Raw genomic sequence first — 26,314 nt, forward strand, 5'->3', positions numbered from 1 at the left:
TGCAGACTCACGGAATCAGAGTACATTCGCGAGGCCAGAATACGAAACCAGAATACGAAACCAGAGTAATTCACGCCGAGGGCTGGGTCTTCGGGAACGTAGGATTGCCATCGGCGCCGATCGCCGGCTGCTTGCCGGCCACACCTATATCCTCATTGGCGAGGCCGATAGATTGAAGGATAGCCACCTTATAGGTGAGCCCGATGTCCGAAATCCCCGAAATATCAAGCATCTTGCCGTTGATGACCACCACCGGCGTGGTGAGCTTGCCCTTGAACTGGCCGCCGATGTCCTTGAGTTCCGGACGGCGCAGCGTGTATTGCGCGGCGGCGGAAAGCCATGGTTCGTATTCGTTGCCGAAAGCCTTGCTCGCAATATCCTCCGGGACGCCTGCCGCCATGGCTTGCTCCTGCAATTGCCGGTTGTTCACCGGTTTGTAGTCGGCGGCCTCTTCAGGCTGGAAATCGTCGCTATGGATGTTGGTGATGAAATCCAGAAGGTGGTTGGGATCCGGGTCATTGGATGCAATATAGGCCACGCCGTTATCGGCACGCGATGAATAATGGTCCGTCGACATATTGTCAAGGAACGTTACGGGATGAATTTCAAGATTGATCTGACCGGAATCCAGCAGCGCACGCAACGTGGCATCCATCTGCTGATGCAGGACGGCACAGCCAGGGCACATCGGATCGGTGTAGATTTCCAGCGTGGGAGCATTCGCGGTTTTCTTGCCGTAACCGGCCTTCGAAAAAAGTATGCCGCCTTTGTCGTTTGCGAATTTAGGTTTCAACTTTACGCTCTGCAACGCGCTGTAGGCCTGATCCTCGGTCACATTCTGCGCTGCGTTGCGCTTGGCGATGGAACGGTAACTCACCAGACCGATAACGGCAACGAAAATGACGACGACGATAAAAGCAATGAACCCGACAATACGACGCTGCTTACGTTCTTTGGCTTCCTGCGCCTGCCGCGCCTGAATCAATAAATCGCCAACGTCGGCGCCGCCATACCAAGAAGAATCCGCTGGCGCCTGTACGTAGTAGCCATTGCCTGTATGCCGAGCCATACTCCGTCCTCTATACTCTTTGCGCTAGCAACGTTGCCCCTTACCGTACCTTTGCGCATTACCGGCTAGTCATGTCCTAACATTCCTACCCCCAACATGCTATATGACATTCCTCTAAAAGAGGCAACACCATGAAAGATGTGCGAGAAGCAACGCTCTTTAGAATATATCATGAGTCAAAACCCGACGAATTTTGTCTCGTTTGGCGAAGTCGTTTTGCGCAAAACGCAACACCCTTCCATATGACGTAAAACTAAAAAAATATCGAGAATCCATTCATACCAACGATTCTGAGTTCCCGATATCGTTGTATTCAGAAAGTAAATCATACGTAGAACGTTTTACGCATTATTTGATACGAACAATTTCTATTCCATGTTATTTCTTTCACAAATACTGCGTGCGAGAGAAAATCGATGATTCAAATTCCCCGGTCTACAAACCGGACCAACACACAAGTAATCGAGCCTTGCTGTTAAAGTGAGGGTCTGTCTGGTTTTGTCGGATACGATTGAAACCAACGCCTCCTTAGCTCAGATGGCCAGAGCGGCCGCCTTGTAAGCGGCAGGTCGTCGGTTCGATCCCGACAGGAGGCTCACCGGTGCAATGTTGCGGTGAGAGACATGAGTTGTTTGTGTTGTAGATGTTTTCAGTTGGAGCAGACGGCACGCTTTAACTGAGGCAGTAATGAATTTGTTGTGAAGCCCACGAGAGTGGGTTGTGTGCGTTGTGGCGGCAAGCATTGTCAGACCCAACGATTCCGGCGTGAAGGAGGCGCCGACGGCATTACTCGCGCTCGAGTAAGTAAGCGTTGTTCCTCTTCCATATGGGGAGCGACGTCCAAGGGCGAAACTTCCCCCAATTTGCTTCGCCCTTTAGGGGCGGGAATATCCCCTTCTCTCCCGCCCCTTTCCCCTTTTTAAAGGGCTTTCCCACTGGAAGCCATTCATCTGACGGCTTCGCAAAGGACCCCGGCACCGGTTCGATCGCACTCGTTACTTGCTGTGGTTTCTTTGTAAAAACTTGCCCCCGCAACCCGAATACGTATTGCAATCTTCACGGTGAAACCGATAGACTGTAGACTGGGTATAGCAGTAGACATGGCCGGTACATTACGACATGTCAGATACATCATTTCAGGGGGTTTGCATGGCACGTCGATGGACTCCGCGGCGGTTCGTCACCTTGCGCAGGGTTCGCGTGGCGATTTGCGTGGGAGTGGTGCTGCTGGCCAGCATCGTCTTCTTCGCCATCACCGCGCGCAAGAGCGTGGCCCTGACGGTCAACGGCGCGACCAAAACCGTGACCACCTATTCCGCCTCCGTCCCCAGATTCCTTGAATCCCAAGGCGTGAAGGTCAAAACCCACGATTTCATCGACTCGACAGACGAGAAGGCGGGCCTCAAGAACCACGACGTGGTCACCGTGCGCAGCGCCTATCAGTCCACCATCAACATCGAAGGCCAGGACGTGCCCTTCTGGACGTACGCCACCAGCGCCGACCAGCTGCTCGGCTTCTTCAAGGCCAACGCCAAGAACGCTGCAAAGGTGTCGGTCAATGTCACCAACGTCTACAACCAGCTCACCGGCGGGTTCGTGATCAACAAGGCCGGCCCGGTCACGGTCATCGCCGACGGCAAGACCAGCGTGGCACCCAACGGCAAGCTTACGGCCGCCTCGATTCTCGATTCCAAGAACATCACCATCGGCAAGGAAGACCGAGTCAGCGTCAGCGAGGACAACGGGCAGACCATCCTGCGCGTCCAACGCGTCACGCACGGTCAGGAGACGAAGGACGTCGCCGTGCCGTTCGCCACACGCACCGTGGTCGATTCCAACCTGCAGCCCGGCCAGACCGAGATTCGTCAGGCGGGCCAGAACGGCAACAAGCAGCAGGTCTACGACGTCACCTATGTCGACGGCCAGGCCGAAAGCTCGACGCTTCAATCCGAGACCGTCACCCAAGTGGCGGTAGACCAGATTGTGGCCGTCGGGCCGGCCGCTGCTGCTACTCCCGCACCTTCGACCGGCGGCAGCGGCAATGGCGATTCCAGCACCGGCACCGGTTCAAACGGCAGCAGCGATTCCGGCACAAGCAAAGACAAGGACAAGGGCAAAGACGACTCCGGCAATTCGTCTTCGTCAGCCCCGGCACCTTCAGCACCTGCACAGCAGCCGAACCAACCGTCGCAGCCTTCAACGCCTGCTCCGGCACCGGCGCCAGCCCCTGCACCCGCACCTTCAGCTCCCGGTCACGGCGGCCTGTGGCATGCAAGCCCTGCGGCGGCGCAAGAGTATGCCTGCGCAATGGTGATGCAACACAGTGATTGGGGCTGGAACCAGGCAGACTGCCAACCGCTCATCAATATGTGGACCCTCGAATCCAGTTGGAGCTGGAGCGCGCTGAACCGGCAAATGGCGGACGGCACTCCGGAAAACGCGCCATACGGCATACCGCAGTCATACCCCGGCAGCAAAATGGCCTCGTTCGGGGCTGATTGGAAAGACAACGCCGGCACCCAGATCGATTGGGGCCTGAGCTACATTCACAGCGCGTACGGCAGCCCACGAGGCGCCTGGAGCTTCTGGCAAACCCATCACGCCTACTGACCTGCGCGTACGCGAGGATCGCGCTGGCTCGTTACCGAATCTGACAGCTACCGATATCACCTGTCACGTCAACAATCCGCGCATTTGGCCCGTGTTTGAGAACAATCGCAGCAACTCAATCTGAGCCGTTTGAATCCCGGAACGTAAGCTGTGCCTGGCACCGTCAGTCAACTATGCAAAGGCGTCAGCGTCATCCACCGCTTACGATTTCATATTGAGAAGAAGAAACGCAAGCAATAGCCGACGCTTTTAGCCATGCATCGGCCAAGCCTCGAACACATCGATTCGCGCGCCAAGGGTATCTTTGAAAGTATGAGTGAGCAAACAACGAACGGGAGCAGTGTGACAGACGGCGTGACGGCACATAACGGCCACCTGCTGGGGGCGGGGGACATCCGGCGTATCGCGGCGGACGCCGGCATCAGCCCGACCAAGAAATTCGGACAGAATTTTGTCATCGACCCGGGTACGGTGCGGCGCATCGTGCGCGAAGCCGGCGTCACCGCCGATACCCGCGTGCTCGAAGTCGGGCCGGGTTTGGGCTCGCTCACCTTGGCATTGCTGGAAACCGGGGCCGCGGTGACGGCCGTGGAAATCGACCCGGCGCTGGCGGCACGGCTGCCCGAGACCGTTGCCGAATTCATGCCGGAGGCGGCCGACCGGCTCACCGTCGTCACCGCCGACGCGATGAGCCTGAGCCCCGAGACGCTGCCGGAGCTTGCAGCGAATGCGCCGAACGCAACGCACACACCAAGCAGCCAGACTGACGCCGACGACAGGAGAGAAGACACCCACACGGCATCCGGCAATCCGTTCACCCTCGTTTCCAATTTGCCATACAATGTGGCGACTCCGATACTGCTGACGCTGCTTGAGCGCTTCGAAAACCTCGACCATTTTCTCGTCATGGTGCAGAAAGAAGTCGCCGACCGGCTCGCCGCCAAGCCGGGATCAAAAATCTACGGCACCCCAAGCGTAAAACTGGCGTGGTACGGCCAGGCCGAACGCGTAGGTCTCGTCGGCCGCAACGTCTTCTGGCCCGCGCCGAACGTCGATTCCGCGCTGGTTTCGTTTACGCGGTATCGCAATTATGATGGCAAAAACACGTCGACAAGCAAGATTGCCGCAGAATCAAGCCTTGACAACGACAACAAGCGCGACCAAAATGTATCACAATCAGCAAATACCATATTCGCGCCCACCTCGTCTATCACCCATCAAGCCAACCGCGAGAAAGTGTTCCGACTCATCGACGCCGCCTTCAGCCAGCGCCGTAAGACCCTTCACGCAGCTCTGAAAAAGCTGGTGCCATCCGAGGCATTCACGGCTGCCGGCATCGACCCCACCAGACGCGGCGAGACCTTGACCGTCAACGAATTCGCCGCTTTGGCCGCAGCGGTTGAGAACTGACTTCCTCTGTTCCTTTTATCGTCCACAAGTCAATATAATCCAACGAATTTTACTATGATATACAAGAAATAATCTTCATCGACGGTATCTTCTGTGCGTCACACTCTCACGGTAAAGTAAAAACGTCGGTATTTCGCCAAATCCTCTGCACGCCGGGCAAGACGCGCGTTTGAAGGAATGGCGCAGGCACGGGTTGACAGGAATGAACAATGCAGCAATTTAGCGACGAACGCAAGGCGCGCAAGGAGTACGTGCATCACCGTCAGGTGCGTGTATTTTCAACGATTGCGGCCGTATTGGTCGTGGCCTTGGTGGTCTCGTTCCTCGTCTTCTTCCGCACCATCGGCAAAAGCAATGCAGACGTGCCACAGGCACAGACCAACTACGGCGCACCGCTTGTCTGCGCATCTGAAGACCCCAAGAAAAGCCCGGCCACATACCAGCCAAACGGGAGCGTGGAAGTCAACGTGCTGAACGGCACCAAATCGGTGGGTCTTGCGGGAGCGGTAGGCGAGGCCTTGCGGAATCGTAATTTCAACGTTTCCGCCGTCGGCGATTTCCCTTCGCGAAAAGTGGAGCGGACCACCATCTACTACGGGGTGAACAACATGTGGCAGGCCTATACGGTCTACAGCAACTTCACCGACGCCGAACTGGTGATGGACAGCAGGACGGACGGGGTCGTCAGCGTGGCCATCGGCTCGACATTCAGCGACCTGACCCCCAAAAAATCAGTGCCGCCCCAAGACTCTAAAATCAAAAACATTCCAGGTTGCACACTGCCCAGCAAAATCGACAAGGCCAAGCTGCCCAAGGATTTCCGCCAAAAGAAGTAGCACTTATTGCGGGTCGTCGGTTCAGCTGGCAGCCTGCACGACTTTTCTTCGCGGCCATCAGGGCCATCAATTCGGCTATTCGGAGACTAAGCCAACTTCAGCGGCCCAACGCCTGAGCTCGGCGACGGCGGTGTCGTGGTCGGCAGGGCCGTGGTCCAGACGGTAATCGAGCATGTGCTTGTAGGCGCGGCCGACTGCCGGGCCGGGCTTGACGCCTAGGATCTCGATGATCTCGTTGCCGTTGATGTCCGGGCGGATCGCGTCGAAGTCCTCCTGTTCCTTAAGCTTCTTGACGCGGGCCTCGAGCTCGTCCATCGCGTCCGAGAACATCAGCGCCTTGCGCTTGTTCTGTGTGGTCGCGTCGGCGCGGGTAAGCCGGTTCAAGCGCTCGTAAAGATGCCCGGAATCCTTGACATACCGGCGAACGGCGGAATCCGTCCAAGGCTCATCGACGTAGCCGTGGAAACGCAAGTGCAGATTCACCAGCTCGCTGACGTCCTGGATAAGATGCTTGTCGAAACGCAGCGCCTTCAAGCGCTTGCGCACCAATTTCGCGCCCACCGCGTCGTGGTGGTGGAAGCTCACCTTGCCGTGCGGCTCGAAGCGGCGCGTGGCGGGCTTGCCGATATCGTGCAGCAAAGCGGCCAGACGCAACGTGAGATCAGGCGCGGGAACAGGGCCGTCGGGGCCGGTTTCCAGGGCGATCGCGCGGTCGAGCACCATCAGCGTGTGCTCGAAAACGTCCTTATGACGGTGATGCTCGTCGATCTGCAGCTTCAGCGCAGGAATCTCAGGTAATACAATATCGGCCAAGCCGGAGTCGACCAGCGCCTCGATACCCTCGTGCGGGCGCTCGGAGAGCAGCAGCTTGGTGATCTCGTCACGCACGCGCTCGGCGGAGACGATGGAAATGCGGTCGACCATATCGGTGATGGCTTCGGCGGTGTCCGGCTCGATGCGGAAGCCAAGCTGGGCGACGAACCGCACCGCGCGCATCATACGCAGCGGGTCGTCCTCGAAAGACTGCCGCGGGTCGACCGGCGTGCGCAGAACGCCTTTGGCCAGATCGCTGGCACCGCCGAACGGATCGACGAACTCAAGGTCGGGCACGCGCAACGCCATCGCGTTGACGGTGAAATCGCGCCGCGAAAGGTCGCCTTCCAGCGAGTCCCCATACTCAACGACCGGCTTGCGCGAATCGGGATCATATTTATCGGAGCGGTAGGTGGTGACTTCGACCTTGACTTCAGTGCCGTCCTTGCGACGCCGCATCGCGCCCAAGGTGCCGAACTTGCGGCCCATATCCCAGAAACCATCGTGACCGAAACGCTTGAGAATCGGTTCGAACTGCTCGGGCCGGGCGGAGGAGCAGAAATCGAGGTCGTGACTTTTGCGGTGCAACAGCAGGTCGCGCACGGGCCCGCCCACCAGCGAAAGCTCGTAGCCCTGCTCCGCGAACATGTGCCCCAGCTCAATGGCCTCAGGCCACACCTCAAACTTCACGATTTGCCTCCAACGCTCGAATTTCACGCGACTTCCAGCATACCGTCACCGTTGCCCGCGCCGCATGCCGGCAATCGGCCGGCAATTGGCCAACATCAATCAATATCCAACCGCCCTGCCAGTTTTTGTGCCGCAAACCGGTCATTCATGCCACTTGGAGTAGGTTTCCGGCCATCAAGCCACTGTGATGGAGCACGTACCGGTTTACTGCACAAGTCAAGCAGAACAGCCGGTTACCGGCGATATCTCTAAAGCAAAAAGCGGAAATCGCTAGTCCCTTCACCCTGATTCCGGCCGGTTTTGTGCCCTTTGCCATCCCGTTACCCTACCTGCACATCCTTCTGAGTAAGCTAGGTTGTATGATAACGCCCGCAGACATGGCTCGTATGATGGCCAACGCCTCGGGCAACCATGCCCAAAACGCGAATGGCGAGAATTCCGACAGGCGTGACGACGGCAACAGACTCAACCAGCCCGACACATTACTGTATACTTCGCAATCCGAACGTCATATCGTCCGTTTCATCGAACCGGACGGTGCGCCGACGCCGAAGATGATGCCACATCACCGCGCCGGCCATGGTCCGACCAAGTTCGCCACGCTCGACGCCCAGGAACTGCCGGTGGCCCGCGAATATTCAGCCGGCGGCTTGATTTTCGATTCCCACAACCGGGTCGCGCTCATCGCCCGCCATTCGCGCAGCGGCCACCTCGAATGGTGCCTGCCGAAAGGCCATATCGAAAAGGGCGAGACTCCCGAGCAGACCGCCGTCCGCGAGGTCCACGAAGAGACCGGCATATTAGGCGAGGTCATCGATTCCATCGCCACCATCGATTATTGGTTCACCGGCCAGGCAGAGCGCGTACACAAGCTCGTCCACCATTTCGCACTTCGGCAGATCGGCGGCTTCCTCACCGTCGAAGGCGACCCCGACCATGAGGCCGAAGACGCCATCTGGGTGGATTTCGACGACCTTGACAACGTGCTGAGCTATCCTAACGAGCGTAAAATCGCGTGGCTTTACGCCAAGAAACTGAACAGGCAGGCAGAAGGTTGAAGCACTGGCACCCCTGCGTCCCCCGCACCAATATGGACAGCAAACAATCGCCCCTCTCTTCCAAGATCTCGGCGATCGTCTCATCTGTCATAGCCCTGCTGTGCGCATCCGCATTGGTTCTTTCGCCCGGTGTCGCAATGGCTGCGGAAACCTCAGAGACCGACGCATCCTCGGATACTTCAACGACCAATCCGGGAGGCTCGGGCTCTTCGACCACTCCGGCCAATCCTTCCACTCCCGGCGACAACACCGGCAAGGAACCAGCCAAACCCGCAACACCGTCGCAGCCGACCCAGACGCCGGAAGACGGGACTTCCGAAGAACAGACTCCGGGCCTGCAGACATCGCCATCGACGCGTTCCTTCAATAATTTTTCCCCTTCATCGAGGCAAACGCTGCAAGGCACTGCGGGCAATGCCGATCAAAACGGCTCAGCGTCCAACGAACCGGGCGCCAAAGGCACACAAAAGGATGCCGAGGTGACGATTACCGCGTCAACACCCGTGGTCACTGCGAACTCCGGCTATCATCTGAGCGCGGTCATCAAAAACACCAGCGACAGCGCGTTGCCGGCGGGCACACTGAGCGTGGCCGTCAACGACTATTACACCTTCGTCTCGCGCTCGGACCTGCAGCAATGGGCACAAGGGGATTCACGAATCCAAGTGCCCAACCAAATCGGGCAAGTCAACGTGCCCGAAATCGCAAAAGGCGAGAAGACCAGCGTCACCATCGATGCAAATCCTGACCAGCAGAGCCTGAAAAACATGCTTTCGTGGGGCCCGAAGCCGGTGCGCGTCGACTATTCGTTCGTTCGGAATTCAAGCGACGAAGGCAAATCTGCTTCAAAATCACAGAAGCCATATCTCAATACCACGCATACGTTCCTGACCCGTTCCGGTGACGGCCTCAATACCGCCAACACCCCTCCGATGGACATCACCATCGCCATGCCGCTGACCAGTAACGGCTGGCAGATCGACGGGCAGAAGCTCACGGAGTTCATGACCGCAGGCGTTGGGGACAGCGCCAAAATCCTCAGCACACACAAACTTTCGCAACCCGTCGAACAATTGATCAGCAAGCATCCGGGCCTGCAGGTCATCACGGATCCGACGCTGGCGCAGAGCCTTCCCGTGCCGCCGAAAACCAGCGGAATCATGCAGTCCGGCGACTTCGACATCACCGCATATTCCGCCCTGAACAATGGCAGCGAGTACGAGAAGGCAGGCATTGCGTCCAAAGACTGGAACGCGGAAACTGGGTTGAAGCAATATCGTGACGCCACCGGCGACACCAAGGCCAATATGCCGTCCTACGCTTGGCCGGGCCACGGACGGTGGACGATGGGTTCGTTACAAACGGCGAGAGCACAAGGATATTCCACCGCCATCGCCACCGACGTTACCGGCGTGGAAGACGCCGATGACAATTCCACGATCCACACCGGCAAATACATCATCCATACCTCGGCCGGCGACATCACCGTGCTCACCGCGCAGGACGAGTTGAGCCGACTCGCGCAAGGCCTGCCCACCGACAAAACCGTCGACGGAGAGTCGAGCGCTGCCGGCAGGCTTGCGCGTTTTATGGCGCAAAGCGCTTTTTACCAGATGGAGAGCCCCTACGCCGCGCGCAATCTGCTGATCTGCTTCGACACCGGCACTGCCAATTCCGAAAACAACGCGCAAAATGCCGATACCTTGATGCAGGCGGTGGAACAGGCACCATGGCTGAAATTGCGCAGTATGAGCGAGCTGAACCAGACCGAAGCCTATCTTTCCGGGGAGAAAGCCGCCAGTGCGGTTCCCGATTCGGCCAACATACACGCATCCGTTCTCGAAAAAATCCGGCAGTCACTTTCCACGCTCGCCGCAAGCAAAAACGACATCGACCGATTCACCAATTCTATTCTCGATGAATCTTCGTCAAAGACGTCAGAGAACTCGGGCAATTCGGGAAACTCGGAAAAATCCAAGACACCAAACGATAAAAGCAGTCCATCCAAGGCCGATTTGAACTCCTCATCCGCAGCAAGCTCCGGCTCAGCTTCCAACTCCGGTTCAGCATCAGGTTCAAACGCGACCTCGGGTTCCTCAGCAGACGAAACATCGGGGCAATCCGGAACGTCTTCCTCAAAAAACGGCAAATCCGATAAATCTAGTAATACAAATAAGTCCGAAAACTCGTCACCCTCTTCATCTTCAAACGCCAACAGCAACTCAACCAACGGGGGCGCCACCAACAACGGCAATGTCAAAGGAAACGCAAACGCAGGCAACACCAAAGTCGACACCGGCGACGCGCAATCCCTTGCCCGCCAGGACGCGGACGCCACGGCGAAGCGCTCGAAGAACGGCTGCGACTGGATGGCCGCCATCTCCTCCTTGCAAAACGCCATCGCCCTCCACGCCCTTTCCTGCAACGACACCGTCGCCAAACGCATGGACGCAAGCGCCCAGAACCTCGCCGGCCAGCTGATGGATGGCATCAAAATCACTCCTTCGGAATCCATCACCGTCTTGAGCGAATCCGCGAAAATGCCGGTGACGGTGAGCAACAACCACCCTTACCCGGTCACGGTCAAGATCTCATCGCTGTCCAATTCGATGGAAATCGTCACGACACGTTTCGCCACGCTTTCCATCCCGGCGCGCAGCGAAGCCCAAACCACGTTCAACGTCCGCGTTTCGACCTCCGGCACAGCCACGGCGCATCTGACCCTTACCGACCGCCGAGGCGACGCGTTTTCCACCCCGGAATCGACACGCATCACGAGCACTTTACGCCTGAGCGACATGAGCGGCATGATCTTCATAGTCATTGCGCTGTTTCTAGGCGTGCTCGGCCTCTGGCGCCAATTCAACCGCAAGAAAGATCCTGACGAATGAGCTCTTCCGTAGGTCATAATTCGATGGTTATGGCCGTGGGGACGGCGGCAAGCCGCATCACGGGCCAGGTTCGCACCATCCTGCTCGCCGCCGCGCTCGGCACGACAGGCATGGCGGCCGACGCCTACCAGGCCGGCTCGCAGATTCCCCAGGTCATCTTCACGCTGGTTTCCGGCGGCATCTTCAACGCTGTGCTCGTTCCGCAGATCGTGCGCACGCTCAAAAAGAAGGACGCACAGGACCGGCTCAACAAGCTCGTCACCCTCGCCATCGCGCTGCTGCTAGGCGTGACGCTGCTCGTGGCGCTGCTGACCCCTCCGCTCACGCGTCTCTACGTCAACGGTGACCACGACATGCTGGCCTTGGCGACCTCGTTCACCTTCTGGTGCGTCCCGCAAATCTTCTTCTACGGCCTTTACACCGTGCTCGGCCAGATCCTCGCCGCCAAAGACCGTTTCGGCACCTACGCCTGGAGTTCGGTGGGCGCCAACGTCATCAGCTGCATCGGTTTCACCGCGTTCATCCTCATGTTCGGCCGCGCGAACAGGCAACCCCTGAGCTTCTGGACCAGCGGGAAAATCGCCTTGACGGCGGGCATGTGGACGCTGGGCGTGGCGTTCCAGGCGCTCGTCCTGTTTCTGCCGCTGCGCAAGATCGGCCTGCACTATCGGCCGAGCTGGGGCATCCACGGCTTCGGCCTGCGTTCGATGGGTTCCGTGGCGGCCTGGGGCATCGGCATCGTCGTGGTCGATCAGTTGCAGACCATCGTCAACCAGCGCGTGCTCACCAGCGTGCCCGGCAAGGCGGCGCAGTTGCATCTCAACGTGCTCGATATGGCCGGCAACGCCAGCTATTGGAACGCCAACACCATTTACATCCTGCCCTATTCGCTCATCGCCACCTCCGTCGCCACGGCGATGTTCCCCAAGATCTCGCAGGCCATCGCCGACCACGACCTCGACGGGGCGCGCGAAGATCTCAGCGGTTCGCTGCGCAATGTCTGGCTGATGATGTGCCTGTTCACCGTGATGTTCATCGTCATCCCCACGCCGATCACGCTCGCCCTGCTGCCCAGCGTGAGCGTCAAGGAGGCGGTGCTGATGGCCGGTCCGCTCGCCGCGCTGTCGATCGGGCTGCCGTTCTCCTCGACCTATCTGATCATCCAACGCACGTTCTACGCCTTCGAGGACGGCTACCACCCCTTCTTCTTCACCCTGTTGGTCTCGGGCGGGCAGGCGCTGATGATCGTCATCGCGATCCTGTTCATCTCGCCGTTCAACTGGGCCACCACGGTGGGCGTTACGATGTCCTTGTCGTTCATCCTGGCCTTCCCTGTCATCATCACTATGATGCGCAAGCGTTTCCAAGGCCGGCTCGACGGCAAACGCATCGCCACCGCGTTCGGCAAAGGCATCATCGCCTCACTGGTCGCCGCCGCGGTCGGTTGGCTGCTGCGCTACCCGGTCTACGGGCTATTCGGCGCCGATATCGAGCCGGGCTCGGGCGTGCGCGGCGGGCATATGAACTGGTTGCAGGCCGTGGGCGTCTGCTGTGTGCTGGGCATCATCGTCACGCTGCTGTATGTGGGTACGTTGTGGGTACTTCGTACGCAGGAACTGATGCCGATCGCACGTTCGCTGGCCGGCAGATTCGGTATCAAACTTCCCGGCAATGACGGCACCGGCAGTCAGGGAAACGGTTATCAAGGAAACGAGCACGACACCTCTGATACCGAAGAGAAGGATTCCCAGACTGCGGGAGACAAATTCCCTTTCGGTACAGGTCATCCGCGGCATTATGACCCGATTGGCTTCAACCCGTTGGACAGTGGCGCGACGGACGATGATGCGGATCGCGAAAACCTGAAAGTCGACGCAGAAACCGGCAATGGTCCCGAGCCCGCTTCGGCATCGCACGAAACCGAGCCGGCGGCAGCAGCCCCTGAATCCCAAAAGCCGAATCAATTCCCGGTGGTCGAGATATCGGACGACCTCACGTTTGCTTCCGTTTCCGCGATTTCACCATTAGGCGAAACAGCCGATACGGAACTTCCGCCGCTTCCTATCGAACCCGTCAATTCCGCCGATACGTCTTATGGCGATCGCTCGGCCCAACAAATCAAGCCGCTTTTCGACCTCGGCGACGCATCGTCACACCAAAACGGCGCTGAAATCGAGACCGACGGCGACGATGCCCAATCCGGCAATCCCACCGAATCCGGCCTCGAACGCCCGACCTCAGCCGCTGATTTCTCGTGGCTTACTGCGGCATCGTTGGGCTTGCCACCGGTTGCCGCGGACGACGCAATGGCGTTGGAACGGCAAGTCGGCAAAGCCGCCCGTCACCGCGCTCGCTGAGACGGCACCGAATCCACACGCGCCAAGCCGCAGACACCAAACAAATCGACACGAAACCTTGCCACAAAACCTTCCGCCCCGGCCACGGCCATGGATAGAATAAAAGAGGCGCTTTGCCGCCTGATATTGTTTACATTCGTTTGCGCGTAGGGTCGAGGACATTATGAAGCCACAGCTGGGAGATATCGTCATCAACAGATATACGTTGGTGTCGCCGCTGCGTAGCGTACCCGGGCTCGAGGCGTGGAAGGCCAACGATCGGGTCCTCGCGCACGACTGCCAGCTGTTCATCGTCACCGACAAGGCCGCCATCCCCAGTTTCGAGGCCATAGCCTCGACGCTTACCCTTTCTCGCAACCCTCATTTCACGCCGGTCATCCAGATGCAGCGCGTCGGCGACGTCCCCGTGCTCATCACGCAACTGGATCGCGGGCTTTCGCTCAACGATTTCATCGGGCACGGCAAACGCAAGCTCGGCTACGATGCCATGCATTCCGTCATCGCCGAAGTCGCCGATGGGCTCGAAACGCTGTTGCGTGACGATTTGAGCATGAAGTCTCTGAGCACCGATATCGTCCGTATTACATCAAAAGGCGTCCAGATTGCCGACGTCCCTCTTCAGGCGATGTTCACCAATGGCCCCGTGAAGCAGCACCTCAAACCGGAAATGCTCGCAGTCCACGAGCTCGCATCGCTTCTTTACGCCATGCTCATCGGTAAATGGACTTCGGAAATCAAGGATTTCGACCTTTCCGCGCTGCCGGAAGACACTCCGGAAGAATTACGCATCATCTGCGAACGCGGGTTGTCCATCAACGACGCGAACGGCAGTCCGACCCTTTCGATGGTTTCCCTGTCCGAGCTTGTGGCGCTGCTGGGCGAAGTCAAACCGCTGGCAAAGCTTCCCGCAAGCGAAGTGAAACGTCCCAATTCCGATGGAGAGGCTTCCATTACGAGGCTTCCGCTGCGCAGGCCACGGCCGAGCGATCTGCTTGATTTCCCGCAGGACCTTTCGACCAACCAGTTGCAGTTCCGCGCTCGTCAAGCCTCCAGTGCAGCGAAATCCGGGGCGGCACAGGGCGTCGCCGCTGCCGCTGCAGGAACCGGCGCTCTCACCGGTGCAGCGCAGAAGCAGGCGGGTGCTGCGGCCAACCGCGCCAGTTCCGCTGCCGCTGCTGCAGCTTCTGCAGCTTCTTCGTCCGCTGACGTCCAGCACGGTGGCAAACCGGCGAAGGCGGATTCAACGAATCAACCGGAAACCGCAGAAACAAGCCACGATTCCGCTGCCGGCAGCGCGCCGACCGGACCGAAGCCGGCGTCGTCTCAGAGCAGCCCGGCAACTTCACCAAATAAAGGCACCGCGTCAAATTCTCAGGCCGCTTCCAGCACTTCCGGCGCTGCCGACAACGCCCATAGTACCAACGAAAACCCAGCCTCCGCACAGAATTCGGATTCGGCAAAGCCCGCACAAGACAAATCCTCGAAGTGGTGGCGCCAACGCGGCAAGTCCGGCAACAATCAATCCGGCGCCTCCGACGATTTGACCAACGCCCCGGCCCCGCGCTTGGATCTGCACGATCTGACCGCCGCAGAAATGGCAGACGCTTTCAAATCCTTCGATTCGACCGCCGACGATTCCATCTTCCCGGATTTCGATCAAAACACCATACAAAACACCAATCCGACGATGCAATTCGACTTCGCCGTCAAAGGCAACGCCACCGGCACGCCGGACATCACCCCCGGCAACCGCACCGAAGCCACAGGGCGTATTCCGCTGTTCGACGCCAACGGGAATCCCATCGAGCCTGGACACGAGTCCGCGCAGGCGCTCCAAGCGGAGCAAGAGGCCATCGACGCGGTCAATCCTGTTACACCTCCCAGCTTCACCCCTCAGCAGCGGGCCCAACAGCAATCCGCCAACCCGACCGGCGATGACATCGCCGACACCCCGTTACTCGGCAGACTCACGACCAAAGTCGTCGCCATCATCGCCGTCATCGTCCTGATTCTCGCGGCCGCAGGGGTCGCCGCGTACGTGCTGGTCGGCCACAACAGCAAAAGCACCGGCACTTATCAGCAAACCAGCTCCGACCCGTGGCCCAAGATGAACCTCAACAAAGTGCCGTTCGGCGCTCAAAGCAACGGCGGCGGTGAGGAACAGGGCTCTGCCGATTCCGGCAACTCCGACGAGCAGAACGGCGGCTCCGCCAATGACTCGAATTCGAAGTCCGAAGGCGAATCCAACTCCAAAGCGACCAAGGCCGACAAGGTCGCCAAGGCCGTGCCTGCGCCGTCAATCCCGGTGAACAACACGCCGCTGACCATCGACAAGCAGCAGTTCTACGAAAACCCGGCCGGCCAGAACGGCCTCGCGTATTACATGCATGTAAGCCAGCCCGCGGACGTCACTCGGTTCGTGGTCCAGATTCGCACTTCCGGCGGCACCGGCTACCTCATCGCCAATTCCGCACAGGATCCGAACGCCGGCCAGCAGGTCGCGCAGTTCACCTTCGACGCCAGCGGCACCACCGAGGTCAAGCTGAAGAAGCCCGTCAAGTCGCAGGACTTCCTGCTTTGGGTCCCGATGAACTCGCTGCCCAACAACTCCCTCTACATCAACCACGTCCAGCTGTTCTAGGAACGAAGTGTGCACGGCACGGCAACGCCGATACCGCGTATCGTCCTGGTTCTCTCCCAATCGGAGCACGGCTCGTTTGAAGGGAAATGGATTGCATCTAGCATTTTTCTGGTATCATTATTATACCTTTCTGATATCAAAGGAGTTATAATGGCAACCACTACCGCTTTTACGATGCGCATGGACAGCGATCTCAAACGACAGTTCGATGCCATAGCCAATGCGTTGGGGCTTTCTGCAACGGCGGCATTCAACGTCATGGCCAAGAAGTTCGTCGAGGACCGCGGGTTCCCCTTTTCGGTACGGCTTCCCGAATCGTTCAATCCAAACCAAACAACCATCGAAGCCATGCAATATGCACAGGAAAGAGCCGACGGCAAAGTACCCGACGACTCGCCGGCGTTCACCAACGCGGCAGACGCCATGGCGTATCTGAACCAAAAGGCCGATCGTGTTTCAGATTAAGATTGATTCGCAGTTCGTCAAGGATTACGCGGCGTTCAGACGACGATACCCGTATCTCGTTGCCGAATTGCAGTCCGCCATCGATGAGCTGGCCCAGAACGGCAAGGTATCATCAGGATATCGCCCGCATCCGCTAAACAATCCAGGCGGCAACTATAACGGCCACATTGATTTCCACCTTTCCGACGGAGAAGTTGACGTAGTCGTTCTGTACCTGCCACACAAATCGAACCCCGTTATTCGTCTCGTGCGCATCGGCGAACATGCCCAACTCTTCCAAGGGCCGCTACAGTGATTCTTCTTCAGCTATCTGTGCATCGGATGTCACCGAGCGCACATCGGCCTCAACCCAACCGACGGAATTCCCATCAGACACATCCAAACACCTGAGATATGAGCTTCTATAACTACGTATAGCGCGATAGCCCTTAGCCCCTTCCCCATGAACCGCCGGAAGCGTGTTGAAGCGGTGCCGGTTTTTCGTCAGCGTTTGCAAGGCTGGCAGTGGCGACTAGAGTCTTCTCTTATATTCTTTAATCGCACGATCTGTTCGGGAGGCGGTACTCGTTCGAAGCGGGACCGCAACCGAAGAAAGGCATAGATCGATGTCTGAAACCGAAAACCCCAAGTCCAAGGTCTTCAACAGCGACCCGTGGTACGGCTCGTATGCGGCCCGCGCCGACAACATGCGCGCCTCCGAGATTCGCGCGCTTTTCGCCACGGCCTCGCGCCCGGACGTCGTCTCGCTGGCCGGCGGCATGCCATACCTGAAGTATCTGCCGTTCAAGGAACTTTCGCAGCTCATCGCCAAGATGCTCGTCGACAAGGGCGACGTGGCCTGGCAGTATGGTTCGGCGCAGGGCGACCCGCATCTGCGCGAGGACGTGCTGCAGATCATGGCACTCGAGGGCATCAAGGACGTGCAGCCCGACGACGTGGTGATTTCCAACGGTTCGCAGAACGCCATCGACCTGGTCACTCGCATCATGTGCGACCCGGGCGATGTGGTGATCACGGAGGCCCCGAACTACGTAGGTGCGCTGGGCGTCTTCGCCTCCTTCCAAGTCGAAGTGGTCAACGCGATGACCGACGCGGACGGGCTCATCCCCGAATCGTTCGAGGAGACCATCGTCGCCCAGCAAAAAGCCGGCAAGAAGGTCAAGTTCCTCTATACCGTGCCCAATTTTCACAACCCCGCCGGCGTGACCATGAGCGTGGAACGCAGGCCGAAGATCCTCGAGATCGCGCGACGCCACCATGTGCTCGTCGTGGAAGACAACCCTTACGGACTGCTCGGTTTCAACGGCCAGACCTACCCCGCGCTGCGCTCGATGGACGCCGAGAACGTGGTCTACCTTTCCAGCTTCTCCAAGATCATCGCGCCGGGCATGCGCATCGCGTGGATCGTGGCGCCTCCGGGGATCCGCAAGAAGCTCATCCTGGCCAACGAGGCATCGATCCTCTGCCCGCCGAACATGAGCCAGATGACCATCACCACCTATCTCGACAATTTCGACTGGAAGAAGCAGATCAGCCAGTACCGTGGCATGTACAAGGAGCGCTGCGACACCATGGACGCGGCGCTCAAGAAGTACCTGCCATACTGCTCCTGGAACAAGCCGAAAGGTGGTTTCTATATCTGGCTGCAGATTCCCGAAGGCCTCAATTCCAAGGAGATGCTGCCGCGCGCCATCACCGCTAAAGTCGCCTACGTGGCCGGCACCGGCTTCTACCTCGACGGCAGCGGCACGCACCATATGCGCCTTTCGTTCTGCTACCCGACGCCGGAGAAGATCACGCTGGGTATCAAGCGTCTCGCGGGTGTGATGAACAGCGAACTCAAGACCGCGGAACTCTTCGGAACGGCCCCGGCCGACGCGGATACACACGCCAGGCACGAGGATAGGAAAGACTGAAGGAGCAAATCATGGCAAAGCATATCAAGACCACCAAGCGTTCAACCAAGGCACAAGACCATGCTCCCATCGACCGCGCAGCCACCAAAGTGCTCGTCATCTGCGGCGGGATGAGCCACGAACGCGACGTCTCGCTCGCCAGCGGCCACCGCGTCGGCGGCTACCTCGAAAAGGCCGACTGGAACGTCGCCGTGCACGATATGGACAGCGAGCTGCTGCCGTATCTGAGCGACCCGAAGACCCGCCCCGACATCGTCTGGCCGCTGCTGCACGGGGCCAACGGCGAGGACGGCTCGATCCGCGACATCCTCGAGCTGGAAGGCCTGCCGTATATCGGTTCACGCGCCAAGGCCTCGCGCACGGCCTGGAGCAAGCCCATCGCCAAGAACGTGGTGCGCAAGCTCGGCGGCCTTTCCACCCCGGTTTCGGTGACGCTGCCCGAATCGACGTTCCGCGAGCTGGGCGCGAAGAAAGTGGTGGATCTGCTCGTTTCGTCGCTCGCGTTGCCGCTTTTCGTCAAGCCCACCCAAGGCGGATCGGCGATGGGCTGCACCCGCGTCGACAAGGCTTCCGAACTGCCGCAAGCCATGGTCAACAGCTTCGCGTACGGCGACGTCGCGCTGGTGGAGCGGGCCGTCACCGGCACCGAGATTTCGGTCTCCGTGCTGGAAATCGACGGCGAGCCACTCGTGCTGCCGCCGCTCGAGGTGGCCACTTTCGACGGCGACTACGACTATGAGGCGCGCGTCAACCCCGGCCCGACCGATTTCTACGTGCCTGCGCGTCTGCCTGAAGCCGTTCTGAAAGCGGCACAGGAAGCGGCGCTCACCGCGCACAATACGCTGAGCCTGCGCGACATCTCCCGCACCGACTTCATCGTCGACGCCGATGGCACCCCGCAGTTCCTCGAGTCGAACGTGGCCCCCGGCATGACCGCAACCTCGCAGCTGCCCCAGGCCGCCATCGCCGCGGGCTACAGCCTGCCCGACCTCTACTCGCAGCTGGTCGAGTCCGTCCTGCGCCAGCATCGCGCCGCCTGACACCACAGGCTTTAGCCTGATCTCAGCATCACGCCGTCTGACGCCACCGAATAGGTCGCCCGATTCCCAGCATCGCCCGCCCAACCCATGTGGCATCAATTGTGTTAAAGCCCCCACTCACTAACCGTCAGCGGAGATTCACCGCATACACTCATGCCAGCATGCAGAAGCCCCTCCCGCTGGACGATTATCAGCAGGGGCTTCTGCGCAATTAAACCTGCGCAGGCACTATACAAGCCTCTTTTAAGTCCGATAGCAGCGCGACAAAAAGCACAACAATGTCTACGGCAGATTTTGCAGATTGAGATGTTTCGCGAACAGCTCCATCTGGGCCACCCACGAAGGCGTGACCACCACTGCCAACACCACCAGCAGCACAACCAGAATCGCGCCGTAAACCAGCATCCGTACCCACAGCGGGCGGCGACGCAGCGCGGGAATTCCGTCCAGCAGCAACCAAGTCAGCAGCAGGCCAATCACGAATCCGCCGACATGAGCCTGCCACGCCACGTGCGGGATAAATAGCGGCATCGCGAAATTGATGGCGACCCACACCAGCATGCCGCGAATATCCGTATGCGTGCGATAGGCAACCAACAGCAGCATCGCGGTAAGCCCGAACAACGCGCCGGAGGCTCCGTAGCCACCAGTGGCCCAATCATGGGTGAAATAGCTGGAAACCATCATCCCGTCAGCGGCACCGAGACCGCAGATCGTATAAAACGCGAGGAAGCACCAATGGCCAAGCATCTTTTCCAGAAACGGACCGATGGCAATCAGCGTAAGCATATTGCATAGCACGTGCAGCACGTTGGGATCATGCATAAACATCGAGGTGAACCAAGTCCATGGCTTCAACACCGCTTGCCCCGGAATGAACGACCAGTTGAAAAGCATAACGTCGAATTGCTGCGGAGAAGCGTATTTGCAGAGGACCTCCACCAGCCACACGGCCACACAAATGACGACAATCGCCCAAGTCATTACCGGACCTTCGATCGCCCACTCATACCTAAGTTTCCGATACCATCGTTGGATGCCGTTCTCATTGGTCATTGGGCCATTTTATCGAAGAACGGGTACATATACCTGCTTTCCTTCACGACGTCAGAGGCCAGACATAGGGAACAAAACCTTGATGCCCACTTCAAGAAACCTTGAACTTTTTACTTTTCTTGAGGTTTTCCACCCAATTGTCACAGAACATCGGCTAGGATAGAAACAACGTCGGCTTGGACGCGCAGGCCGACACTTATGAAAGGAGCCGTCATGGAGAACAAGTCTTCTAACGGTTGGAAGTTCTTTGCGCTGCTCTTCGGCGGTCTGCTCGCTGCAGTCGTCGGTTTCTATATGTACAAGCAGCAGAACCCCGACTACGATCCGTGGGAAGAGCCGTGGGAAAACAGCTCTTCGCCAGTCGATTTGGGTCTTGATAAGGAAGCCGACCCGAAGCCTGAAGAAGGCCCGGAAGCCGCTACCGCCTGATTTGCGATTTATTTAAGAAGGGGAGTCGACAGTTGTCGGCTCCCTTTTTTGTGCTTATATGACTGCATTGAAATGGCAGACACACTGAAAATCACAAAAACAGGGCCAAAACCATGCTTCCCAACGCGTTGGATAGATAGGCTGCGTTGAAAATCACAAAAACAGGGCCAAAAACGTGATTTTGATTGCGTAGAGCCGATAAATGCAACGAAAATCACGGAAATGGGGCCAAAAATGTGATTTTCAGCGTATCTTCGAATCGCAAAGCGACAAAGCAGCCCGGCAGCAGAGGCCCGTTAGTGACCCGTCACCATATACAATGACGGTATGGCAGCGATACGGGAACAGGACATTTCGAAGGGTATGGCGGCGCTGGATGCGTGGCGCAAGGCGGCGGACACGCATCGTGGCGAACCGCTTGAGGCGAGACTTGCGTTTTCACCGGACGGCTTGCCGCGCAACACGTGGGCGATGGCGGTGCGATATTCCTTGTATCTGTTGGAAAACAAGGCTCCCGGGCCCGGCGTTGAAGTACGCGTGGCGCCGTGGAGCGCGGTGAAAATCCTCGACGGCCCGGAGTCGGACCCGCACAATCTCACCCCGCCCGACGTCATTGAGCTCGACCCGGACGTGTGGTTACGCTTGGCCTGCGGACTGACGACGTGGTCCGAGGAAAAGGAAGCAGGCCGCATCAGCGCGGTAGGCGAGCGCGACGACCTCAGCGCGCTGCTGCCGCTGGATTGAAGCTGCTCAGGCCTCGCTGGCCTTGGGCTTCGGCTTGCGCAGGGCGCTGGGAACTGGCATACGAATGGGCTTGTGCGGCTTCGGCATCGGCGCTTTCCTGGTGCTGGAAGCGGACGCGGATTTCGCGTTGTCACCGTTTGCCGCCTTTGCCGCCGCCTCGGCGGCCCACTTGGCGTAATCGTCCAAATCGTCATCGGCAACCGGCGAGTCCCCATGCTCGTCTGCAGCTTCGGTGTGCGTGTCGTTATCGACCTTGCCGTGAGCCCTTGAATATTCCTTCTCGACCTCGGTGAACGGATCTGCCGACCCACTCCCTGGTTCTTGCGCGCCAAGCTCCTTTGCCAGCTCGTCGTAATCGGTGTCGGTTGTCAAATACTTCAGCTTACGGGCCATTTTCTTCTGTTTAGCCTTTTGACGTCCGCGGCCCATTTGACCCCCCGATTATTTTCAGTCGCAATTTAATCCATCAATATAGTAGGATACCACCCAATCTGTTACGTTTCATTGTCGGCTCAGACTTTTACCATAAAAACAAGATTTTCAAGGATTCCAGACATTAAGGGCGGGTCATGGCGGACGAACAGAACGACACGGAAACGGAACAAGTCACTGCGGCGGGCAACGAAATAAGCGCAAGTTTCGTAGCGGCGAAGAAGCGCTCCGACGCGGTTTCGGCGAAACTTGAGAAGGACCCGGGCAAGTTCACGATGCTCACCGGCGACCGCCCGACCGGACGCCTGCACCTCGGCCATTATTTCGGCACACTCAAGGGGCGCGTCGAGATGCAGAACAAAGGCGTGCACACCAACATCCTGATCGCGGATTACCAGGTGATCACCGACCGCGACACCACCGAACACATCGGCGAGAACACGCTCGGCCTGGTGCTTGACTACCTCGCGGCGGGCATCGACCCGACCAAGACCATGATCTTCACACACTCGGCCACACCCGCCGAAAACCAGCTCATGCTGCCGTTCCTCTCACTCGTGACCGAAGCCGAGCTCGAGCGCAACCCCACGGTGAAGGCCGAAAAGGAGGCCAGCGGCCACGCGCTCACCGGCCTGCTGCTGACCTACCCGGTGCACCAGGCGTGCGACATCCTCTTCTGCAAGGGCAACGTCGTGCCCGTGGGCAAGGACCAGCTGCCGCACATCGAGATCACACGCACCATTGCGCGGCGGTTCAACGAACGGTACGCGAAAAAGCACCCCGTGTTCCCCGAGCCGGTCGCGATCCTCTCCGACGCACCGGAGATTCCGGGTCTTGACGGGCGCAAGATGAGCAAGTCCTACGGCAACGCGATTTCGCTTTCCGCCACAGCCGAGGAGACGGCCAAGCTCATCAAGAAGAGCCCTACGGACTCCGAGCGTCGTATTACATTTGATCCGGTCAAACGCCCGCAGGTCTCGGCGCTTTTGACCACCGCCGGCTTGGTCACCGGGCGCGACCCGAAGGACATCGCCGAGGAAATCGGCGACGCCGGGGCCGGTGCGCTCAAGCAGTACGTCATCAAGTCCGTGAACGACTATCTGGCACCGCACCGCGAGCGCCGCGCCGAGCTCGCCAAAGACATGGACTCCGTGCGCGACATCCTGCACGACGGCAACAAGCGCGCCAACGCCATCGCCGAGGAAACCCTCGACCAGGTGCGCGAGGCCATGGGCATGAAGTACTGATTGTCGACCTGTGCCAAAAGTCTATAAATATTTGCGGTTCTTAAAATGCAGTCTAAGATTCTAAGAACCGCAATATAGATTTTTAGAATATGTAATGAAATCTCTGGAATAGAACTAGAATTCTTAAAATTCTTTTAAAAGTCGTCAAAAACTTGTCAATCGAAAATGACAAGAAATTCAGTTCTTGTCATTTAAAAGTTATAAGAAACTAATTTTGCCACACTCAGAATGACAAAATTCCCGTTAAACCATCAATATTCTGAGAATTTATCGTATTTGTCAACACAAAGGTCGAGTAATTCGGTTTTAGGAATGGCCATTTCTTGCCATTTCTGATTTCTCATCACTCGACCTTTGTGCTATCAGACGTCGTAACGCCAGGACTTGTCGGTGATCACGCGGGCCATCGCCAGGCCGATGGGCAGGCAGAGGATGACCATGAAGGCGCGGAAGGCCCAATCAAGCGCGTTCAGGGTATCGAACTGGCCCAAGTAGAACATCGCGCGGTACATATAGAGGCCGGGCACCATGATGACGATGGACGGCACGGTCAGGCAGATGCGCGGGTAGCCCAGGTAGGGCGGCAGGAACCCGTGGCGCACCGACGAGCGCCAGACCGAGGCGAGCAGACCGGCGAGCATCGCGCCCAGGAACGCGGCGGCCTCGGGCGGCATGCCGAAATCGACGATGGTGAGGCGCAGGGTGTCGGTGATGGCACCGATGATCGCGGCGGTGAAGCACATGCGCTGCGGCGAGTTGAACAGCACCGAGAAGCCCCAGACCCCACCGAACGCGCAGAGCGCACGCAGGGCGCCGGTGACCCACGGATTGAGGCCGAGCGGCTCGAAGCCCTGGGGGCTCAGGTGGACGATGGACGCCACCATCCAGCCGGCGAGCGTGGCCATGAGGATGAGCGCGAGCGTGTAGACCAGGCGCTGGATGCCGCTGGGCAGATCCATTTTGGCGATATCAAGACCACCCGTGATCAGCGGGAAACCGGGGATGACGAAGAGCATCGCGCCGATGTAGGCGGTATCGTGACGCAGGGCCACCGGGTCGAAGACGCCGATCAGCCGCAGCGTGCCCACACAGGCGAACGCAGCCACCGCAACCGCCACGAAGGTGACGAAGAACTGGTTGAGGTGGTAGACGAACAACCGTCGACGCACCCAATGGCCGATGCCGGCGCCGATGAACGCGCCGATCATGTCGTAAGGGCCGCCGCCGAGCAGGAAGACGAAGCACGCGCACGCCACGGCCGAGGCGATGGCCGAGAACCACGGGGCGTAAAGCGGCTTGCGGTGCTGGATAAGGCTCAGCCGTTCATGCGCCTGCCGGACGGTGATGCCGCGGCTGGTGTTTGAGCTGAGTTTCGGCGCGGCCCCGACACTGGTTTGCGGTTTGGAACCTGCCGATTTCGTTGCAACAGAAGAAGTGGCAGCAGCAGAATTAGCGGCCCTGACACTATCGACATTTTGGTTTACTGTATTATTGACATTGACGGAGTTACCCGATGCCTGATTATGGCTATCAACGCTGTCGGAACCATTACGGACGGGCTCAGAAGCGACCTTCTTGCCGACATTATTGCCGGCAGCCGCGGCCGCACGTTCGGCGGCGATGTCCTCGCGCGTCTTGCCGATGTGCTCGAAATGCTCCGCATATTCGCCCTTCGGCGGCTGGAACCCGCGCTTTTTGGCACGTTTGACGGCCTTTTCATGAATTCGTTTACGCCGCTCGATCTCACGGTGAGCCTTCTGCGTGGCACGCAGCACGGAACGCTCGGCGTCGGGGTTGTCGAGCTGCTGCACCATCGCCTGCGACACCGCGGTCTGCGCGTGGTAAGTGGTCGCGGGCGCACCGATATTGACGCTGAACCAATCGGCGAAGTGCTCAAGCAGCCAGATACGCTCCGTATTGACTCCGGTTGTCGGCAAATCGACAACCTGCGTAATCCTACTGACGCCGTCGCTGCACGATACGCCCATATCGGTCAGGTTGATGTTCGCCCGCACGTGCACGCCGAGCGGGTAGCCGATGCGGTGCATCAACTCGCGGATACGGAAACTTCCCGTGCCCGCGCGCAGGTCGAGCAGCCCGACGCGCGCGATAATGCTGGCCTTCGCCGCGATGCCGGCGTCGACCACCGGCGTGTCCCAATCGCGCTCGATATCGGCGGTGTCCAGCGGCATGTAATGCGTCAGCCGGTCGTGGACCTTGGCGCGGTGATCGCCGCGAGCCCCGTAACCGGCCCTGTCGCCGCTGTCCACTTCGTCATCGATCGACGCCACGGCCTCGGCCACACGCCGGTATTCCTCGGAATCAGATTCGCCCAATTCGCCAAAAATATCGTCGATACCTTCGCTGCCGCGCTCGGCATCGTTGACGCCATCGGTCACGTTGACCGTTTTCTCAATGTCCTGGGCAACCGTGTCCACGTCGGCTTCCCTGTTCGCACCGGTATTGTCGTCCGTCAAATTCGTCCCTTTCCTCGCCATAACAGCAGCAACTTCCCCCATCGTTTCGGCATCCCACGTTCTCCACACGCCTCAAGCTAGGCTCCCCACACTCAAATCGCACGAAATACAACAAACACCGTTACGTTCGTAT

The 26,314-nt window shown here is 58.7% G+C and carries 19 protein-coding genes and 1 tRNA gene; 15 read left to right on the forward strand and 5 right to left on the reverse strand.

Going from position 1 to position 26,314, the window contains the following annotated elements:
* Positions 1 to 70: 70 nt before the first annotated feature.
* Positions 71 to 1,069: a DsbA family protein gene (locus OZX75_RS06940; RefSeq protein WP_277145922.1), complete on the reverse strand. Its 999-nt coding sequence runs from the start codon at positions 1,067 to 1,069 to the stop codon at positions 71 to 73.
* 522 nt (positions 1,070 to 1,591) lie between these two features.
* On the opposite strand from OZX75_RS06940, the gene OZX75_RS06945 reads away from it, so the two are divergent.
* The 4 genes from OZX75_RS06945 to OZX75_RS06960 all read left to right on the forward strand — a co-directional run bounded on the left by OZX75_RS06945 (position 1,592) and on the right by OZX75_RS06960 (position 5,925).
* Positions 1,592 to 1,665, forward strand: a tRNA-Thr gene (locus tag OZX75_RS06945).
* 553 nt (positions 1,666 to 2,218) lie between these two features.
* Positions 2,219 to 3,679, forward strand: a complete 1,461-nt coding sequence (locus OZX75_RS06950) for a resuscitation-promoting factor (protein ID WP_277145923.1) — start codon at positions 2,219 to 2,221, stop codon at positions 3,677 to 3,679.
* 312 nt (positions 3,680 to 3,991) lie between these two features.
* Complete coding sequence (gene rsmA, locus OZX75_RS06955; protein ID WP_277145924.1) at positions 3,992 to 5,089, forward strand: 16S rRNA (adenine(1518)-N(6)/adenine(1519)-N(6))-dimethyltransferase RsmA; 1,098 nt, start codon at positions 3,992 to 3,994, stop codon at positions 5,087 to 5,089.
* 209 nt (positions 5,090 to 5,298) lie between these two features.
* Positions 5,299 to 5,925: a LytR C-terminal domain-containing protein gene (locus OZX75_RS06960; RefSeq protein ID WP_277145925.1), complete on the forward strand. Its 627-nt coding sequence runs from the start codon at positions 5,299 to 5,301 to the stop codon at positions 5,923 to 5,925.
* Positions 5,926 to 6,000: 75 nt separating this feature from the next.
* Here the strand turns inward: OZX75_RS06960 and OZX75_RS06965 are convergent, their stop codons facing one another.
* Positions 6,001 to 7,428, reverse strand: coding sequence for a CCA tRNA nucleotidyltransferase (locus OZX75_RS06965; protein ID WP_277145926.1), 1,428 nt, complete (start codon positions 7,426 to 7,428; stop codon positions 6,001 to 6,003).
* A 359-nt stretch (positions 7,429 to 7,787) separates the two neighbouring features.
* Here OZX75_RS06965 and OZX75_RS06970 point away from each other — a divergent pair, with 359 nt between their 5' ends.
* The 8 genes from OZX75_RS06970 (at position 7,788) to OZX75_RS07005 (ending at position 19,796) form a co-directional block, all read left to right on the forward strand.
* Positions 7,788 to 8,486, forward strand: a complete 699-nt coding sequence (locus OZX75_RS06970) for an NUDIX hydrolase (RefSeq protein WP_277145927.1) — start codon at positions 7,788 to 7,790, stop codon at positions 8,484 to 8,486.
* A 32-nt stretch (positions 8,487 to 8,518) separates the two neighbouring features.
* Positions 8,519 to 11,377 (forward strand): DUF6049 family protein, encoded by a 2,859-nt coding sequence (locus OZX75_RS06975; RefSeq protein WP_277145928.1) that lies wholly within the window; start codon positions 8,519 to 8,521, stop codon positions 11,375 to 11,377.
* 29 nt (positions 11,378 to 11,406) lie between these two features.
* On the forward strand, positions 11,407 to 13,734 hold the full coding sequence (gene murJ, locus OZX75_RS06980) for a murein biosynthesis integral membrane protein MurJ (protein ID WP_277145929.1): 2,328 nt from the start codon (positions 11,407 to 11,409) through the stop codon (positions 13,732 to 13,734).
* Between the two features lie 163 nt (positions 13,735 to 13,897).
* The gene (locus OZX75_RS06985) at positions 13,898 to 16,375 is read left to right on the forward strand and encodes a protein kinase family protein (RefSeq protein ID WP_277145930.1); all 2,478 of its coding nucleotides are present in this window, start codon (positions 13,898 to 13,900) and stop codon (positions 16,373 to 16,375) included.
* A gap of 150 nt (positions 16,376 to 16,525) precedes the next feature.
* Complete coding sequence (locus OZX75_RS06990) at positions 16,526 to 16,840, forward strand: type II toxin-antitoxin system RelB/DinJ family antitoxin (RefSeq protein ID WP_277145931.1); 315 nt, start codon at positions 16,526 to 16,528, stop codon at positions 16,838 to 16,840.
* Complete coding sequence (locus tag OZX75_RS06995; protein WP_277145932.1) at positions 16,827 to 17,135, forward strand: type II toxin-antitoxin system YafQ family toxin; 309 nt, start codon at positions 16,827 to 16,829, stop codon at positions 17,133 to 17,135. The genes OZX75_RS06990 and OZX75_RS06995 overlap by 14 nt, the downstream gene beginning before the upstream one ends.
* 310 nt (positions 17,136 to 17,445) lie before the next feature.
* Positions 17,446 to 18,756, forward strand: a complete 1,311-nt coding sequence (locus OZX75_RS07000; protein ID WP_277145933.1) for an aminotransferase-like domain-containing protein — start codon at positions 17,446 to 17,448, stop codon at positions 18,754 to 18,756.
* A gap of 11 nt (positions 18,757 to 18,767) precedes the next feature.
* The gene (locus OZX75_RS07005; RefSeq protein ID WP_277145934.1) at positions 18,768 to 19,796 is read left to right on the forward strand and encodes a D-alanine--D-alanine ligase family protein; all 1,029 of its coding nucleotides are present in this window, start codon (positions 18,768 to 18,770) and stop codon (positions 19,794 to 19,796) included.
* 282 nt (positions 19,797 to 20,078) lie between these two features.
* Here the strand turns inward: OZX75_RS07005 and OZX75_RS07010 are convergent, their stop codons facing one another.
* Positions 20,079 to 20,852, reverse strand: coding sequence for a rhomboid family intramembrane serine protease (locus OZX75_RS07010; protein ID WP_277145935.1), 774 nt, complete (start codon positions 20,850 to 20,852; stop codon positions 20,079 to 20,081).
* A 213-nt stretch (positions 20,853 to 21,065) separates the two neighbouring features.
* Here OZX75_RS07010 and OZX75_RS07015 point away from each other — a divergent pair, with 213 nt between their 5' ends.
* Positions 21,066 to 21,281: a hypothetical protein gene (locus OZX75_RS07015; RefSeq protein ID WP_277145936.1), complete on the forward strand. Its 216-nt coding sequence runs from the start codon at positions 21,066 to 21,068 to the stop codon at positions 21,279 to 21,281.
* Positions 21,282 to 21,608: 327 nt separating this feature from the next.
* On the forward strand, positions 21,609 to 22,025 hold the full coding sequence (locus OZX75_RS07020; protein WP_277145937.1) for a sterol carrier family protein: 417 nt from the start codon (positions 21,609 to 21,611) through the stop codon (positions 22,023 to 22,025).
* A 6-nt stretch (positions 22,026 to 22,031) separates the two neighbouring features.
* On the opposite strand, the gene OZX75_RS07025 is transcribed toward OZX75_RS07020, so the two are convergent.
* The gene (locus tag OZX75_RS07025) at positions 22,032 to 22,454 is read right to left on the reverse strand and encodes a DUF3073 domain-containing protein (protein WP_277145938.1); all 423 of its coding nucleotides are present in this window, start codon (positions 22,452 to 22,454) and stop codon (positions 22,032 to 22,034) included.
* 140 nt (positions 22,455 to 22,594) lie between these two features.
* On the opposite strand from OZX75_RS07025, the gene trpS reads away from it, so the two are divergent.
* On the forward strand, positions 22,595 to 23,704 hold the full coding sequence (gene trpS / locus OZX75_RS07030; RefSeq protein WP_277145939.1) for a tryptophan--tRNA ligase: 1,110 nt from the start codon (positions 22,595 to 22,597) through the stop codon (positions 23,702 to 23,704).
* Positions 23,705 to 24,066: 362 nt separating this feature from the next.
* Here trpS and OZX75_RS07035 read toward each other — a convergent pair whose 3' ends face one another.
* Positions 24,067 to 25,896: a threonine/serine exporter family protein gene (locus OZX75_RS07035; protein WP_277147488.1), complete on the reverse strand. Its 1,830-nt coding sequence runs from the start codon at positions 25,894 to 25,896 to the stop codon at positions 24,067 to 24,069.
* Positions 25,897 to 26,314: the final 418 nt, after the last annotated feature.

The organism is Bifidobacterium sp. ESL0800 (assembly GCF_029395355.1).
Lineage (GTDB): Bacteria > Actinomycetota > Actinomycetes > Actinomycetales > Bifidobacteriaceae > Bifidobacterium.

Coding starts and splice junctions, on each gene's coding strand:
- OZX75_RS06940 (WP_277145922.1), bottom strand. CDS start 1,069: ATGGCTCGGCATACAGGCAATGGCTACTACGTACAGGCGCCAGCGGAT.
- OZX75_RS06950 (WP_277145923.1), top strand. CDS start 2,219: ATGGCACGTCGATGGACTCCGCGGCGGTTCGTCACCTTGCGCAGGGTT.
- rsmA (WP_277145924.1), top strand. CDS start 3,992: ATGAGTGAGCAAACAACGAACGGGAGCAGTGTGACAGACGGCGTGACG.
- OZX75_RS06960 (WP_277145925.1), top strand. CDS start 5,299: ATGCAGCAATTTAGCGACGAACGCAAGGCGCGCAAGGAGTACGTGCAT.
- OZX75_RS06970 (WP_277145927.1), top strand. CDS start 7,788: ATGATAACGCCCGCAGACATGGCTCGTATGATGGCCAACGCCTCGGGC.
- OZX75_RS06975 (WP_277145928.1), top strand. CDS start 8,519: ATGGACAGCAAACAATCGCCCCTCTCTTCCAAGATCTCGGCGATCGTC.
- murJ (WP_277145929.1), top strand. CDS start 11,407: ATGGCCGTGGGGACGGCGGCAAGCCGCATCACGGGCCAGGTTCGCACC.
- OZX75_RS06985 (WP_277145930.1), top strand. CDS start 13,898: ATGAAGCCACAGCTGGGAGATATCGTCATCAACAGATATACGTTGGTG.
- OZX75_RS06990 (WP_277145931.1), top strand. CDS start 16,526: ATGGCAACCACTACCGCTTTTACGATGCGCATGGACAGCGATCTCAAA.
- OZX75_RS07000 (WP_277145933.1), top strand. CDS start 17,446: ATGTCTGAAACCGAAAACCCCAAGTCCAAGGTCTTCAACAGCGACCCG.
- OZX75_RS07005 (WP_277145934.1), top strand. CDS start 18,768: ATGGCAAAGCATATCAAGACCACCAAGCGTTCAACCAAGGCACAAGAC.
- OZX75_RS07010 (WP_277145935.1), bottom strand. CDS start 20,852: ATGACCAATGAGAACGGCATCCAACGATGGTATCGGAAACTTAGGTAT.
- OZX75_RS07015 (WP_277145936.1), top strand. CDS start 21,066: ATGGAGAACAAGTCTTCTAACGGTTGGAAGTTCTTTGCGCTGCTCTTC.
- OZX75_RS07020 (WP_277145937.1), top strand. CDS start 21,609: ATGGCAGCGATACGGGAACAGGACATTTCGAAGGGTATGGCGGCGCTG.
- OZX75_RS07025 (WP_277145938.1), bottom strand. CDS start 22,454: ATGGGCCGCGGACGTCAAAAGGCTAAACAGAAGAAAATGGCCCGTAAG.
- trpS (WP_277145939.1), top strand. CDS start 22,595: ATGGCGGACGAACAGAACGACACGGAAACGGAACAAGTCACTGCGGCG.
- OZX75_RS07035 (WP_277147488.1), bottom strand. CDS start 25,896: ATGCCGCTGGACACCGCCGATATCGAGCGCGATTGGGACACGCCGGTG.